Source organism: Teichococcus rhizosphaerae, assembly GCF_002631185.1.
GTDB classification, from domain to species: Bacteria; Pseudomonadota; Alphaproteobacteria; order Acetobacterales; family Acetobacteraceae; genus Pseudoroseomonas; species Pseudoroseomonas rhizosphaerae.
This window is the reverse complement of record NZ_PDNU01000034.1, coordinates 72056-85912: the sequence shown is the minus strand read 5'-3', so window position 1 is coordinate 85912 and position 13857 is coordinate 72056. Positions and strand designations below refer to the sequence as shown.

Annotated in this window: 11 protein-coding genes; 4 read left to right on the top strand and 7 right to left on the bottom strand. The window is 72.6% G+C overall.

Annotated elements, in window-relative coordinates:
• Positions 1-355: 355 nt before the first annotated feature.
• The gene (locus CR162_RS16175) at positions 356-2143 is read right to left on the bottom strand and encodes an AI-2E family transporter (protein ID WP_176559881.1); all 1788 of its coding nucleotides are present in this window, start codon (positions 2141-2143) and stop codon (positions 356-358) included.
• A gap of 142 nt (positions 2144-2285) precedes the next feature.
• On the opposite strand from CR162_RS16175, the gene CR162_RS16170 reads away from it, so the two are divergent.
• Complete coding sequence (locus CR162_RS16170) at positions 2286-5252, top strand: response regulator (protein ID WP_176559880.1); 2967 nt, start codon at positions 2286-2288, stop codon at positions 5250-5252.
• A 2-nt stretch (positions 5253-5254) separates the two neighbouring features.
• Complete coding sequence (locus CR162_RS16165) at positions 5255-5647, top strand: response regulator (RefSeq protein WP_099096567.1); 393 nt, start codon at positions 5255-5257, stop codon at positions 5645-5647.
• 22 nt (positions 5648-5669) lie between these two features.
• Here CR162_RS16165 and CR162_RS16160 read toward each other — a convergent pair whose 3' ends face one another.
• Complete coding sequence (locus CR162_RS16160; RefSeq protein ID WP_099096566.1) at positions 5670-6917, bottom strand: ABC transporter substrate-binding protein; 1248 nt, start codon at positions 6915-6917, stop codon at positions 5670-5672.
• 296 nt (positions 6918-7213) lie between these two features.
• Positions 7214-8977, bottom strand: a complete 1764-nt coding sequence (locus CR162_RS16155; RefSeq protein ID WP_099096565.1) for an SLC13 family permease — start codon at positions 8975-8977, stop codon at positions 7214-7216.
• Positions 8978-9147: 170 nt separating this feature from the next.
• On the opposite strand from CR162_RS16155, the gene CR162_RS16150 reads away from it, so the two are divergent.
• On the top strand, positions 9148-9750 hold the full coding sequence (locus CR162_RS16150; RefSeq protein WP_099096564.1) for a hypothetical protein: 603 nt from the start codon (positions 9148-9150) through the stop codon (positions 9748-9750).
• On the opposite strand, the gene CR162_RS16145 is transcribed toward CR162_RS16150, so the two are convergent.
• The 3 genes from CR162_RS16145 to CR162_RS16135 form a co-directional block, all read right to left on the bottom strand.
• Positions 9731-10156 (bottom strand): CBS domain-containing protein, encoded by a 426-nt coding sequence (locus CR162_RS16145; protein WP_245870427.1) that lies wholly within the window; start codon positions 10154-10156, stop codon positions 9731-9733. The genes CR162_RS16150 and CR162_RS16145 overlap by 20 nt on opposite strands.
• Positions 10157-10249: 93 nt before the next feature.
• Entirely contained in the window at positions 10250-11686 is a 1437-nt protein-coding gene (locus CR162_RS16140) for an amidase (RefSeq protein ID WP_099096563.1), read from the bottom strand.
• A complete protein-coding gene (locus CR162_RS16135) occupies positions 11686-11889 on the bottom strand; it encodes a hypothetical protein (protein ID WP_099096562.1) in 204 nt (67 codons plus the stop codon). The genes CR162_RS16140 and CR162_RS16135 overlap by 1 nt, the downstream gene beginning before the upstream one ends.
• A 239-nt stretch (positions 11890-12128) precedes the next feature.
• On the opposite strand from CR162_RS16135, the gene cysK reads away from it, so the two are divergent.
• Positions 12129-13043 carry a cysteine synthase A gene (cysK, locus tag CR162_RS16130; protein ID WP_099096561.1) on the top strand — a complete coding sequence of 305 codons (915 nt, stop codon included), beginning with the start codon at positions 12129-12131 and terminating at the stop codon, positions 13041-13043.
• A gap of 21 nt (positions 13044-13064) precedes the next feature.
• Here the strand turns inward: cysK and CR162_RS16125 are convergent, their stop codons facing one another.
• Positions 13065-13805 (bottom strand): SDR family NAD(P)-dependent oxidoreductase, encoded by a 741-nt coding sequence (locus CR162_RS16125; protein ID WP_099096560.1) that lies wholly within the window; start codon positions 13803-13805, stop codon positions 13065-13067.
• Positions 13806-13857: the final 52 nt, after the last annotated feature.

The window sequence follows — 13857 nt, the reverse complement described above, 5'->3', positions numbered from 1 at the left end:
CAACCCAACCTTACCGAGGAACACCATGATGGCCGCCCTCATCCAGACGGCCGCCTCCTACACCACGCGGTGGGACACGACCGGAAGCGTGCCCTGTCACCGGACAAGAGCAAGAACCGTGGCGTTTTCGTCACGGCTTTCCCTTTTGGCGAACGCTATAACCTTTGATTATCGTGTTTTCGGTGGCTTGTAGGCCCACAAGCCTCCAAACAACAACAATTCTTCCCCTGTCGCGTCTCGCCGCTTCCTTCCTCCTTAAAATACTCCGTAAGATATATTATGGTAAATCACTGAAAGACAAGTCGACGTCACGGCCATCCGGCGCCGCTCACCCCCCACTCCCCGGCGGGCGCGGTCAGATGCCGGCCACAGGGCGTGCCCGGCTCAGGGCCACCAACTCGCCCAGCGATGTGACGATGGTCTCACCAGTGGCATCCGCGCGCAGCTCCGCCAGCAGCGGGCTCGCCGCCTCCGCCTGCCAGAGGCCCACCACGATCCGCGCCTGCGGCATCTGCCGCTGAAGGCGGCGGATGAGGTAGCGGATGCCGTCGGCACTGTTGCCCGCCTCCAGCACCGACAGGCAGCAGAGCCAGGCCCCGCTCGCTTCCTCCGGAGGCGCGGCTTCGGCCGGCAGGATGGTGGCGCGGAGGCCTTCCGCCCCAAGCGCCTGCACCGCCATGCTGGCGGCCAAGTCGTCCAGCGGGCCGCGCCCCGCGGCGCAGACCAGCTGGACCGGCCCTGGCGGCGGCGCCTTCCCCAGGCTCCCGACCAGGGCCGCGACCTCGCCGCGGACATCCTCCATGCGCTCGGGCGAGAGCACCTCGCGCGACCAGTCCTGGTCGGCCAGGGCCAGGGCGGGAAGGCCCACGGCATCGTAATAGCCGGCCAGCGAGCCGCGCTCGCGCAGCTGGCGCTGCGCCTGGCGGGCAAGCTCGCGCGCGTCGCGCTGCAGGGCGCGCTGGTAGAAGCTTTCATGCGCCTGCAAGGGCGGGCGGTCGCCCAGCATCACGTCGAGGAAGCCGAGGCTCGGCACATGGCGGCCCAGCACCACGAGGCAGACCGTGAGCGGCGTGGCCAGCAGCAGGCCGATCGGGCCCCAGAGAAAGGTCCAGGCCGTCGCCGCCAGGATCACCGAAACCGGCGAAAGGCCCGTGCTGTGGCCATAGACGGCCGGCTCCAGCACCTGCGCCATCAGCGGTTCCGCCACCAGGAAGAGCAGCAGCACCCACAGCGCCATGGACCAGCCCGGATCGACCGCGACCGCCAGCAGCAGCGGCGGCACGAGCGCGATGAAGGTGCCGATGAAGGGCACGAAGCGCATCAGCCCGGCGAGGATGCCCCACAGCGCCGGGCCGGGCAGGCCGATCATCCACAAGGCCAGCCCGATGGTCAGCCCCATCAGGCTGTTCAGCGCCACCTGCGCCAGGAAGAAGCGCGACAGGCGGCGGGCGGCGTCGTCCAGCGCCACGGTGGTGCGGTGCAGGTCGCTGCTGCCGGCCAGGCGGATCAGCCGGTCGCGCAGATCCTCGCGGTAGATCAGCACGAAGATGGCGAAGAGGATGACGATGCCGGCCGTCGCCAGGGGCGCCAGCACCGGCCCCGCCAGGCTGCGGATGACGTCGAGCGGCGTGGCGCCGTCGGTGGAGGGGGCGGTGGTGGCGGGCGGCGGCATCTCGGCGGCGCCCGGGGCCGCCCGCCTGGCGATGCCGTCGCCCATCATCTGCCGCAGGTTGCGCAGGGCGGAATCCGCCTCCTCCATCAGCTCGCCCAGCCGCAGGGATTGCAGCTTGGCTGCCATGGTCTGCTGGTAGGCCGGCAGGTCGGCCGCGAGCGACCCGGCCTGCCGGCCCATCACCACGCCCAGCCCCAGGATCGCCGCCGCCGCCAGCAGCACCGCCGCCACCACGCCCAGCACCTGCGGCACGCGCAGGCGTTGCAGCACCACGACCACCGGCGCCAGCACGAAGGCCAGCAGCACCGCGAGCACCAGCGGCACGATAAGGTCCCGCCCCAGCGCCAGCACGGCGATGCTGAAGGCCGCCGCCAGCAGGCCGAAGATCCCCTGCAGCACGCGGAGGGCGGGGGCGTCCGCGCGCGTGTCCATGGCTTCGGAGGAGGCGGTGGGAGGGGGCGTCTCGGCCATGGCGGGTATCTCTCGGCGCAGGCTGCTGTAACGCCAGGCCATGGCAAAGGTTCAGCCCTTCCTGCTCCCCTTCCATCTGCCCGGCCTTTCTCAACCCGGCGCGGCCTGCGGCGTTATTCCCGGCCACCACCGGATTCCGACCTTGCCCAGCTCCGCAGCCACCTCCGCCCTCCACCGCCTGGCCGAGCGCGTCCTGCCGCAGAATTCCCGCCCCGTGCTGATCGCCGCCGCCGCGCTGGCGGCGCTGGCGGTCGCGGCGGGCATCGCGCAGTGGATGCTGGCCCGCCGCGCACAGGAGGCGGTCGCCGCCAGCCATGCCCATGTGCTGCAGGTCGAGGCGCTGCTTTCCGCCGTCAAGGATGTGGAGACGGCCCAGCGCGGCTATGTGCTGACCGGGCAGGACAGCTACCTGGAGCCCGGAAGGGCGGCGCGCCGCGCCATCGAGGCCCTGCTGCCGCAGCTCGAGGCAGCGCCCCTGCCGGCCGGGCAGCTGCGCCCGCTGACGGCCGCGAAGCTCGAATGGGCGGACCGGGTGGTGGCGCTGCGCCGCGCCGCCGAGGGCCCGGCGGAGGCCGCGCGCGCCATCGAGACGGGGCAGGGCGAGGCGCTGATGGATGCGCTGCGCGCCGAGGTGCGCACGGTGCAGGACGAGGCCCGCCTCCTGGCCATGGGGCAGGCCGCGCGGCAGGCCCGGTGGGCGGGCGGGCTGAACGCGCTGATGCTGGGAGCCCTGCTGCTCTCGGGCCTGTCGCTCGCCCTCTATGCCATGGCGCGGCGCCGCGCCGAGCAGCGCGCCACGGCCCTGCTGGATGGCGTGATGGAGCACGCGCCCATCGCCCTCGGCTTTCTGGACCGGCGGCTGCGGCTGGCCCATGCCAACAAGGCGCTGGCCATGCTAGGCGAGAAGGTGCTGGTCGACGGGCAATGGCCGGAGGCGGTGCGCACGCAGCTGGCGCCCCGGCTGGAGGAGGTGCTGAACAGCGGCCGCGCCCAGGCCGACATCGCCGTGACGGTGCCGCCCCCCACGCCAGGCCGGGGGCTTCAGCGGCAGTTGCAGATCAGCCTGTTTCCGCTGGGCGCAAAGGCGGAGGGCATTGGCATCGCCGCCATGGACGTCACCGCCCGGCACCGCATGGAGGCCCGGCTGCGCCGCAGCGAGGCCAGGCTCCGCCTGATCGTCGATTCCGTGCCGCAGATGGCCTGGATGACCGACGCTCAGGGCGAGGTCCAGTGGTACAACCGGCGCTGGTACGACTTCACCGGCGGCACGGCCGAGGCCATGAAGGGCTCCGGCTGGAAGGAGATGCTCCATCCGGACCACCTGGAGCGGGTCGGCGAGCGCTTCGCCGCGGCGGTCGCCGCCGGCGAGGCGTGGGAGGACACCTTCCCCCTGCGCGGCGCCGACGGGCGGTACCGGTGGTTCCTGTCCCGCGCCCTGCCGCTGCGCGACGAGCCGGACGAGGAGGCGCCGGAAGGCGAGCTGATCGGCTGGTTCGGCACCAACACCGACATCACCGAGATGCGCGAGGCGGAGGAGGCGCTGGGCGCCGCCAAGGCGGCCGCCGAGGACGCCAACATGGCCAAGAGCCAGTTCATCGCCAATATGAGCCACGAGCTGCGCACGCCGCTTTCGGCCGTGATCGGCTATTCGGAGATGCTGGAGGAGGAGGCGGAGGAGCTGGAAGGGGCGGAGGCCTTCCGCGAGGATCTCGCCAAGATCAACGCCAATGCCCGCCACCTGCTTTCCCTGATCAACGACGTGCTCGACCTTTCCAAGATCGAGGCGGGCAAGATGGAGGTGCAGCCGGAGGACTTCTCGCCGCGGGAGCTGGTGGAGGAGGTGGCCGCCACGGTGGGCGCGCTGGTCGCCAAGAAGAACAACACGCTCGACGTGACGCTCGACCCGGCGCTGCCGGCCATGCATTCGGACCCGGTGAAGCTGCGGCAATGCCTGTTCAACCTGCTCGGCAACGCCGCGAAGTTCACCGAGGGCGGGCGGATCGGCCTTTCCGCCGCCCCCGATCCCGAACAGCCCGGCTGGGTGGTGCTGCGCGTGGCGGATACCGGCATCGGCATGACGCCCGAGCAGCTCGAGCGGCTGTTCCAGCGCTTCAGCCAGGCCGACAGCACCACCACGCGGCGCTTCGGCGGGAGCGGGCTGGGGCTGGCCATCACCAAGGCGTTCAGCGCCATGCTGGGCGGCCGCATCGCGGTGGAAAGCGAGCCGGGGCGCGGCACCACCTTCACCCTGCGCCTGCCGGCCGATCTGCGCGAGGCCCGCGCCGAAGCGGATGACGGGGTGGTGCCAACCGGCGAGGCGGCGCTGCGGGCGGGCATGCCCACCCCCGCCGAGCGGCAGGCCGGCCTGGTGCTGGTGATCGACGACGACGCCGCGACGCGCGAGCTGCTGGCCCGCTTCCTGACGCGCGAGGGCTTCACCGTGCGCGCGGCGCCGGACGGGCAGAGCGGCCTGCGCCTGGCCCGCGAGCTGAAGCCCGATGCCATCCTGCTCGACGTGATGATGCCGCGCCTCGATGGCTGGGGCGTGCTCTCGGCCCTGAAGGCGGAGCCGGAGCTGGCGCGGATTCCGGTGGTGATGGTGACGGTGGTGCAGGAGCGCGGGCTGGCCTTCTCGCTCGGCGCCGCCGACTACCTCAACAAGCCCGTCGAGTGGCGCCGGCTGAAGCAGGTGCTGGACCGCTACCGCGCCCAGCCCGCGCCCGGCCTCGCCCTGGTGGTGGACCCGGACGCGGAGCAGCGCGCCGCGCTCCGCGCCCTGCTGGAGCGGGAAGGCTGGACGGTGGAGGAGGCGGTGGAGCGCGAGGCCGCCCTGGCGCGCATGGAGCGCGCGCCCCCGCCCGACATGATGCTGGTGGAGGTGCAGGGCGCGGAAGGGGGCGAGGGCTTCGCGCTGATCCGCGCGCTGCGCGCCAATCCGGACTGGACCTCGCTGCCGATCATCGCCCTCACTGCCACCCCCTTGACGGAGGAGGCCATGAACCGGCTGCGTGGCAAGGTGCATGGCGTGGTGCCGGCCGAGGACGGCATTCCGCACGAGCTGGTCCATGAACTGCGGCAGGTCGCCGAAGCGGGAAGGAAAGGACACTGACGATGACGAAGATCCTGCTGGTCGAGGACCATGAGGAGTTGTGGGACTTCCTGTCCCGCCGCCTGCGCCGCCGGGGCTTCGAGGTGGTGCTGGCGCATGACGGGCAGCAGGGCGTGGACATGGCGCGGGCGGAGCGCCCCGACATCATCCTGCTCGACATGAACCTGCCGGTGATGGATGGCTGGACCGCCGCCCGCACCCTGCGCGGCGCCGAGGAGACGGCGCGCATCCCGATCATCGCCCTCACCGCGCACGCCATGTCGGGCGACCGCGGCAAGGTGATCGAGGCCGGCTGCGACGACTACCACCCGAAGCCGGTGGACTTCTCCCGCCTGCTGGGCCAGATCGACACCGCCCTGCTGCAACGGGAGGGCGAGGAAAGGCCGCCGGCCTGAGGGCTGGCGGCCCGCCCCGCCCTCAGCCCGGAACCAGGGCGCAGCCGCCTTCCGCCAGGGGGCGGAAGGCCTGCTCGGCCGGGGTGGTGCCCACCAGCTTCAGCAGGTCCCACGGCCCGCTGCTCTCGGCAGGCTTCTTGGCCTCGAACAGGTACATCGGGTGGATCTTGCGGCCATCGGCGCGGATGGTGCCGGCGCCGAAGCAGTCATCCTCCGTCGGCATCCGCTTCATGGCGGCCACCACCTCGCGCCCGTCCGCCTTGGCACGCGCCACGCCCATCTCCGCCACCACCTTCAGGTAGTGCAGCGTCGCCGAATAGGCGGAGGCATGGTCCATGTTCGGCATGTTGCCGTTGGTCAGCCGCGGCTTCAGCCGCTCGGTGAAGGCGCGGGTGCGGTCGTTCAGGTCCCAGTAGAAGCTTTCGCTGATGGTCAGCCCCTGCGCCGTCTCAAGCCCCAGCGACTTGATGTCCTGGATGAAGGCGACCAGCGCGGCCGGGCGGATGCCGCCGCGCATCAGCCCGAACTCGGCCGCCTGCTTCACGCAGTTCAGCATGTCCGTGCCCGCATTGGCGAAGGCCAGCACGTTGGCCCGACGCGCCCGCGCCTGGATCAGGTAGGAGGAGAAGTCGGTGTTGCCCGGGAAGGGGTGGATGGCCGTGCCCACCACCTGCCCGCCCTCCTTCTCGATGATGCGGGTGGCATCCGCCTGCATGGTCCGGCCGAAGGCGTAGTCGGCGGTGAGGAAGAACCAGCGGTCGCCGCCCGAGCGCAGCAGCGAGCGCGCCGTGGAGTTGGCGTTGGACCAGGTGTCGTAGGGCCAGTGGATGGTGTTGGCGTTGCAGGCCTTGCCCGTGAGGTCGGAGGAGGCAGCACCCGTGTTCAGGTGGACCTTGTTGCGCTCGGCGACGAGGTTGCTCACCGCCAGGGCGATGGCGGAGCTGCCCACGTCCATCACGACATCGACGTCGCTGCGGTCGAACCACTGGCGCGTGATGGCCATGCCGACATCGGGCCGCTGCTGGTGGTCGGCCAGCAGCACCTCGACCTGGAGGCCCCGCTCGGCCGCGTTGAAGTCGGCCACGGCCTGGCGCGCGCAGATCGCGCCCGTCTCGCCGGTGATGTCCTTGTAGGGACCTGAGAGGTCGGTGAGGACGCCAATGCGGAGCGTGGGCGCCTGCGCCCAGGCGCGGGACGCGCCGCCCGCCAGCAGCATGGTGCCGGCGGCCAGGGCCGCGCGGCGGCCGAACCCGGCCTTGTGTTGGGTCATGCTTTCCTTTTCCTCCCCAGCGCCGCGCCGCACGGCCTGTTCATCCAGGCATCGCCATCGGCGCGTTTCATTGAATGAAACTTTGTTTCAGGGAAAGCCTAGCAATATCCCGCGGGGATGGAGAACAGGGATTCGTGCCGGCACCGCAATTTGCCGCCCGCTTCCGGCCGGGCAGCCGGCACCGGCTGGGCCCTGGAGCACTTTCCGTTGGCCCCGGCCCGCGGCAGATGCTTCAGGCTGCCGTTTTCACTGGCATCTCGCCTGTTCGGGCGCTTACCCCCCGAACAGGATCCGCCCTAGCCGGGGCTCAGCCCCCAGACCAGCGCGATCAGCGGCACGCCCACGCCAAGCACGATCAGCGTCAGCGGCGCGCCCAGCCGGGCATAGTCGCCGAAGCGGTAGCCGCCCGGGCCCATCACCAGCGTGTTGCACTGGTGGCCGATGGGAGTGAGGAAGTCGCAGGCAGCACCCACGGCCACCGCCATCAGGAAGGCATCGGGGCTGAGCCCCAGGCGCTGCGCCAGGCTGGCCGCGATCGGGCCCATCATCAGCACCGTGGCGGCGTTGTTCAGGAACGGCGTCACGGCCATGGCGATGGCCATGATCAGCCCCAGCGCGCCGAGCGGCGGCAGGTGCCGCGCCGCGCCCTCGAGCCAGGCGGCGATCAGGTCGGTGCCGCCGGTGGTGCGCACCGCCTCGCTCACCGGGATCAGCGCGCCGAGCAGGATCAGCACCGGCCATTCCACCGCGCCATAGGCCTCCCCGTGGCTCAGGCTGCGCAGCGCCAGCAGCAGCACCGCCGCGCCGAAGAAGGCGATGGAGACCGGCACCACATGCAGCGCCACCAGCAGCATGGCGCTCAGCAGCACCAGCAGCGGCACCCAGCTGCGCCGGCTGCGGCCGAGGGCGATGCTGCGCTCCGTCAGCGGCAGCACGCGCAGCGCCGAGAACGCCCCGGCGATGGCGGGCGCCGCGCCGCGCAGGATCAGCACATCCCCCGCCCGCAGCCGCAGCCCGCCCAGGCGGCGGGCGATGCGCTGGCCGCTGCGGCTGACCGCCAGCAGGCCGACCCCGAAGCGCTCCTGCAAGCGCGCCCGCTCCGCCGTCTCGCCCGCCAGGGGGGATTCGGCGGTGACCACGCCCTCGGCCACGCTGGCTCCTCCCTCATCCTTGTCCTCGGCGGCCGCCAGCCGCAGCCCGGCGCGGGCGATGACGCGCTCCAGGTCCTCCGGGTCGCCTTCCAGCAGCAGCGTGTCGCCGGCGCGGAGCCTGCCCTCGGGCGTGGGCACGAAGCGGCGGAAGCGCTCGCGGATGATGACGGCGACACCGATCCGCCCCGGCTCCATCGCCAGCAGCTCCGCCACGCCGCGCCCCGCCAGCGGGGAGCCGGCGGGCAGCTGCACCTCGGTGGTGTAGTCCTCCACCGCCGGCGCCGCCTCGGCCGTGCCGCGCCGGCCACGGGGCAGCAGGCGCCAGCCGAAGGCCAGGAAGGCCATGCCCGCGAGCGCGATGCCGAGGCCCACCGGCGTGTAGTCGAACATGCCGAAGGGCTCGCCCGTCACCTCCGCCCGCACCCGCGCCACGATGATGTTGGGCGAGGTGCCGGTGAGGGTGATCAGCCCGCCGATCAGCGAGGCGAAGGCCATCGGCATCAGCAGGGCGGAGGGGCTGGTGCCGGTGCGCCGCGCCAGCTGCAGGGCGACGGGCATGAAGATGGCGAGCGCGCCGATGTTCTTGGTGAAGATGGAGGTGACCAGCACCGCGCCCGCCAGCGCCGGAACCTGGGTGGCGGTGCTGCCGAGATAGGGCAGGACGGGGCGCATCAGCGTTTCGATGGCGCCGGAGCGGGCCACGGCGGCGCTGACCAGCAGGGCGGCCGCGACGATCACCACCACATCGTCGGCGAAGCCCGCGAAGGCACGGTCGATCGGGATGATGCCCACCAGCACGCCGGCCAGCAGGGCCAGCAGCGCCACCAGCTCGTAGGCGATGCGCCCCCACAGGAACAGCCCCACCGTGACGCCGAGGATGCCGAAGGCCAGGCCCTGGTCGAGGGTCATGGGCGGCCCCCGGAGCGTGACGTGACGCGGGCGGGGCGGGGTGGCGGCGGCATGGGGCGCGTTCCTGTCTCGGTCGTTCCGGCGCAACCCGGCGGGAGGGCGGCGAGTTGCCCAAGGTGCCGCCCACCCCGCCATGTCCCTCCCCCTCCGTTGCAGGAACGCCGCAGACCGTGACCACCAAGACCTGGCGCCTCCTGCGATGGCTCGGGCTGAACGCGGATGGCCGCTCGGAGCTGCTGGAGCGGCAGGCGCTGGCCCTGCCCGCGACGCCTCCCCCCGCCCCTCCTCCCCCGCCCGGGGCGGCGCCGCCACGGCCTCCGCCGCCCACGCCGCAGCGGCTGCTGCAGGAGCAGGTGGCCACCAAGCTGCTGCATGGCTGGCTGCAGAACCGCCACCAGACGCTGTTCCCCCTGGCGCTCAACCTGGGCAACCTGCCACCGCCACACCGCCTGCTGCTCGCCCGCTGCATGCAGGCCACCGCCGCGATGACGGGCGCGCCGCCGCCCGCCGAGGCCCTGGCGGCGATCGGCGGCGGCGCGGCCGAGCGGGCGGCGCTGGCCGAGGCGCCGCCGCCACTGCCCGAGCTGCTCTCGGCGCTGCAACGGGAAGGGCTGGGGGCGCATGCCTACAGCGCCGCCCTGCTTTCCGCCGCCGAGGCGCGCGTCGGCCAGGCTTGGCTGGACTACCTCGCGGCCGCCTTTGCCCTCCCCCCCAGCGTGACGGCCGACCTGCGGCGGCGCGGCGGGCGCAGGCTCAGGCCGCGCTCTCGGTGAGGCCGCGCAGCGCCTGCTGCAGCCGGGCATCCTCCACCAGCAGGCGGCGGGCGATGTCGGCCAGCGTCACCCAGCCCACCACCTTTCCCTGCGCGTCCTGCACGGCGAGCCGGCGCAGGTTCTGCGCCGTCATCAGGTCCATGGCCTGCCGCAGCCCGTCATTCGGGCGGCAGGCGATGGCGGGGCTGCTCATCACCTCCCGCACCCGGACGCTGGCCGGGTCCCTGCCGGCGGCTACGACGCGGTAGAGCAGGTCACGGCCGGTCACCACGCCCCGCAGGTCCTCCGCGCTGCCCACGGGCAGGGCGCCCACGTCCAGCTCCCCCATCAGCTCCGCCGCCTCCTGGGCGGTGGCCTCCGGCGCGATGAACTCGACCTCGGCGCTCATGATTTCCGCGACGTCCATGCTGCTTCCCGCTGCCCCAGAGAATGTCCTGGCCGGTAACGGCCGGAACGGGGCGGGAGATGCAGCCCGCCCGTGCGGGGAGGAGGGCGCCGCTCAGGCGAGCTTCGGCCGGAGGCTGTGCCAGTCGGTGTCGCGCTGGAAGGCGTCCGCCGCCTGCATCACCCGCGCCTCGGCGAAGGGCCGGCCGGCCAGCTGCAGCCCGACCGGCGCGCCGCGGTCGTCGAAGCCGCAGGGGATGCTGATGGCCGGCAGGCCCAGATAGTTGAAGGGCCGGGTGTTGCGCGACACGGCGGCGAAGCGCTGGAGGGCGGCCGGATCGCCCCCGTCGATGTCCGTCTCGGCCAGGCTGGGCAGGGCGCAGGGGATGGCCGGGGTGGCCAGCAGGTCCACCGCGCCGAAGGCCGCGCGGGCGAAGCCGCGCAGCACCGGCCCGCGCCGCGAGAGCGCCTCCAGGTAATAGGTCGCCGGCACCGCGTAGCCGGGGAAGAGCCGGCCGCTGATGTGGGCGGCGAAGTCGCCCGGCCGGTCGCGCATCCAGTTGGCATGGATGCTGGCGGCCTCGGTGCGGCTGACGATGGCGCCATAGGTCAGCACCTCCCGCATCATGGCGAGCCGCACCGGCACCACCGTGGCGCCGCGCCCGCGCAGCACGCCGAGCGACATCTCAAAGGCGCGCAGCACGTCGGCATCCACCTCCTCCAGGAACCATTCCTGCGGCACGCCGACACGCAGGCCGCGCAGGTCGCCATCCAGTGCCGCCTCGTAGTCCGGCACCGGCTCGCGCGCGCTGGTCGGGTCCTTCGGGTCGTGCCCGGCCAGCACGGCCATCACCCGGGCGCAGTCGCGCGCCGTGCGGGTCAGCGGCCCGACATTGTCGCAGGAGAAGGAGAGCGGCATCACGCCATGGCGGCTGATGCGCGTCTGGGTGGGTTTGAGCCCGGTCACGCCGCAGGCCGAGGCGGGCAGGCGGATCGAGCCGCCCGTGTCCGAGCCCAGTGCCATGAAGGAGAATCCCGCCGCCACGGCCACGCCCGAGCCTGAGGAGGAGCCGCCGGTGATGCGGCCCTGCGCCCAGGGGTTCTGGCAGTCGCCGAAATGGCGGTTGTGCCCGGTCGGGTTCTGCGCGAACTCGGCCATGTTGAGCCCGCCCATGGTCAGCGCGCCCGCCGCCTCCAGCCGGCTGATGACGGTGGCCGTGTAGGCGGGGCGGAAGTCGCGCCGGATGGCCGAGCCGCAGCTGCACGGCTTGCCGGCCTGGTAGTACATGTCCTTGTGCGCCATCGGGATGCCGTGCAGCGGACCGAGCGCCTCGCCGCGCGCGCGCCTGCGGTCCGCGGCCCCGGCCGCCTCCAGCGCCGCCGCCTCATCCAGCCAGATGACGCTGTTCAGGGCCTTGTCGTGGCGGCGGATGCGCGCCAGGCAGGCCTCAGTCAGCGCGAGCGAGGTCACCTCGCCACGCGCCAGGGCATCGGCCGCCTCGGCGAGGGAAAGGGTGGCGAGGTCGTCCGCGGCGGACAGCGCGGCGGACATCAGCCGGGCTCCTTGCAGTCGCGCAGCGCCGCCTCGAAGTCGGCCGGCTCGTCCTCAAAGCCCAGGCCGCCGCGCAGCGCCTCGAAATCGGCGATCAGCTTCAGCAGGTCGGCGGCCATCTGCCGCGCCGTCTCATTGGGGATGTCGATGCCGGACCAGCGGCGGGCGGTCGCCCCCGCCTCCGCGATGAAGATCTCGTCCATGGCCCTGCCTCCGCGAAGGCGGCGCGCGCCGCCGTGATGTGCGGGCATTTAACGGCGCATCCTTCCGCCCCGGCAAGGGGGCGCGCAACCGCGCCCATGGCCGCCGCATTGCCCCCGCAGGCCGTCGCTACCCGGCGCCCGCGATCCGCGCCATCATGCCGGTGCCAATCCCTGGGACGGATACCCGCCCCGCATCCCCCCCGGAAGAGACACCGGAAGAGACAGAGGATGACGCGCTCATGAAAGCCGCCAGTGTGCTCGAGACCATCGGCCGGACGCCGCATATCCGGCTGGGCCGCCTGTTCCCGGAGGCCGAGGTCTGGGTGAAGTCGGAACGCAGCAATCCGGGCGGCTCGGTCAAGGACCGCATCGCCCTGTCCATGGTGGAGGCGGCGGAGGCCGATGGCCGCCTCGCCCCCGGCGGCACCATCATCGAGCCGACCTCCGGCAACACCGGCATCGGGCTGGCCATGGTGGCGGCGGTGAAGGGCTACCGGCTGGTGCTGGTGATGCCGGAATCCATGTCGGTCGAGCGGCGCCGGCTGATGCAGGCCTATGGCGCCGAGTTCGTGCTGACCCCGCGCGAGCAGGGCATGAAGGGCGCCATCGCCCGCGCCGAGGCGCTGCTGGCCGAGACGCCGGGCGGCTGGATCCCGCAGCAATTCGAGAACCCGGCCAATGTCGAGGTGCATGTCCGCACCACCGCGCAGGAGATCCTGGCCGACTTCCCCGAGGGGCTGGACGTGCTGATCACCGGCGTCGGCACGGGCGGGCACCTCACCGGCTGCGCCCGCGTGCTCAAGGCGGCCTGGCCGCAGCTTAAAGTGTTCGCGGTGGAGCCGGCGCAGTCGCCGGTCATCTCGGGCGGCGCCCCGGCGCCGCACCCGATCCAGGGCATCGGCGCCGGCTTCGTGCCCGCCAATCTCGACACGGCGGTGCTGGATGGCGTGATCCAGGTGGAGGCCGAGGCGGCGCGCGAGCAGGCGCGGCGCTCGGCGCGGCTGGAGGGGCTGCTGGTGGGCATCTCCTCCGGCGCCACGCTGGCCGCCATCGCCGCCAAGCTGCCCGAGCTGCCGCGGGGCGCGCGGGTGCTCGGCTTCAACTACGACACGGGCGAGCGCTACCTTTCCGTGCCGGATTTCCTGCCCGCCTGAGCCGCACCCGCCGGCCCGGCCTCACACATGCTGGCCGCCATTGATGTGGATCTCCGCCCCGTTCACGTAGGAGGAGGCGGGCGAGCAGAGGAAGAGGATGGTGTTGGCCACCTCTTCCGCGCTGCCCAGCCGGCGCATCGGGATCTGCCGCTGGACGATCTCCTCGGTGCCGGGGGAAAGGATGGCGGTGTCGATCTCGCCGGGGGCGATGGCGTTCACCCGCACGCCATGCGCGCCGAACTCGAAGGCCAGCTCCCGCGTCAGCGCCGCCAGCGCCGCCTTGGAGCAGGCATAGGCCGCACCGGCGAAGGGATGCACGCGCGAGCCCACGATGGAGGTGACGTTCACCACGCTGCCACGCGCCGCGCTGAGCTCATTGAACAGGCCGCGCGCCAGCAGGGCGGTGGAGATCAGGTTGACGTTGAACACCGTCATCCAGGTCGCGTAGTCGGTGTCCAGCGCGCCGAGCCGGCTGCCACCCGGGCCCTTGGGCGAGATGCCGGCGTTGTTGACCAGGGCGTGCAGCTCGCCCTGGGGCAGGCGCGCCCGCACCTCCTCCACCAGCGCCGCCACCTGGGCGGGATCGGACAGGTCGGCCTGGATGTGGCTTTCGCGCGCCTCCGGCCAGCGGCACTCCTCCGAGAAGGGCTGGCGCGAGACGGTGAGGATGCGCCAGCCCTCCGCCTGGAAGCGCTTCACCGTGGCGTGGCCGATGCCCCGGCTGGCCCCGGTGAGCAACATGATCTTGCGGCTGCTGGACATCGGGCGGCTTCCCCTGGCGGATGCGGACCCGCAAGCTGTCCGCCCTTCCGCG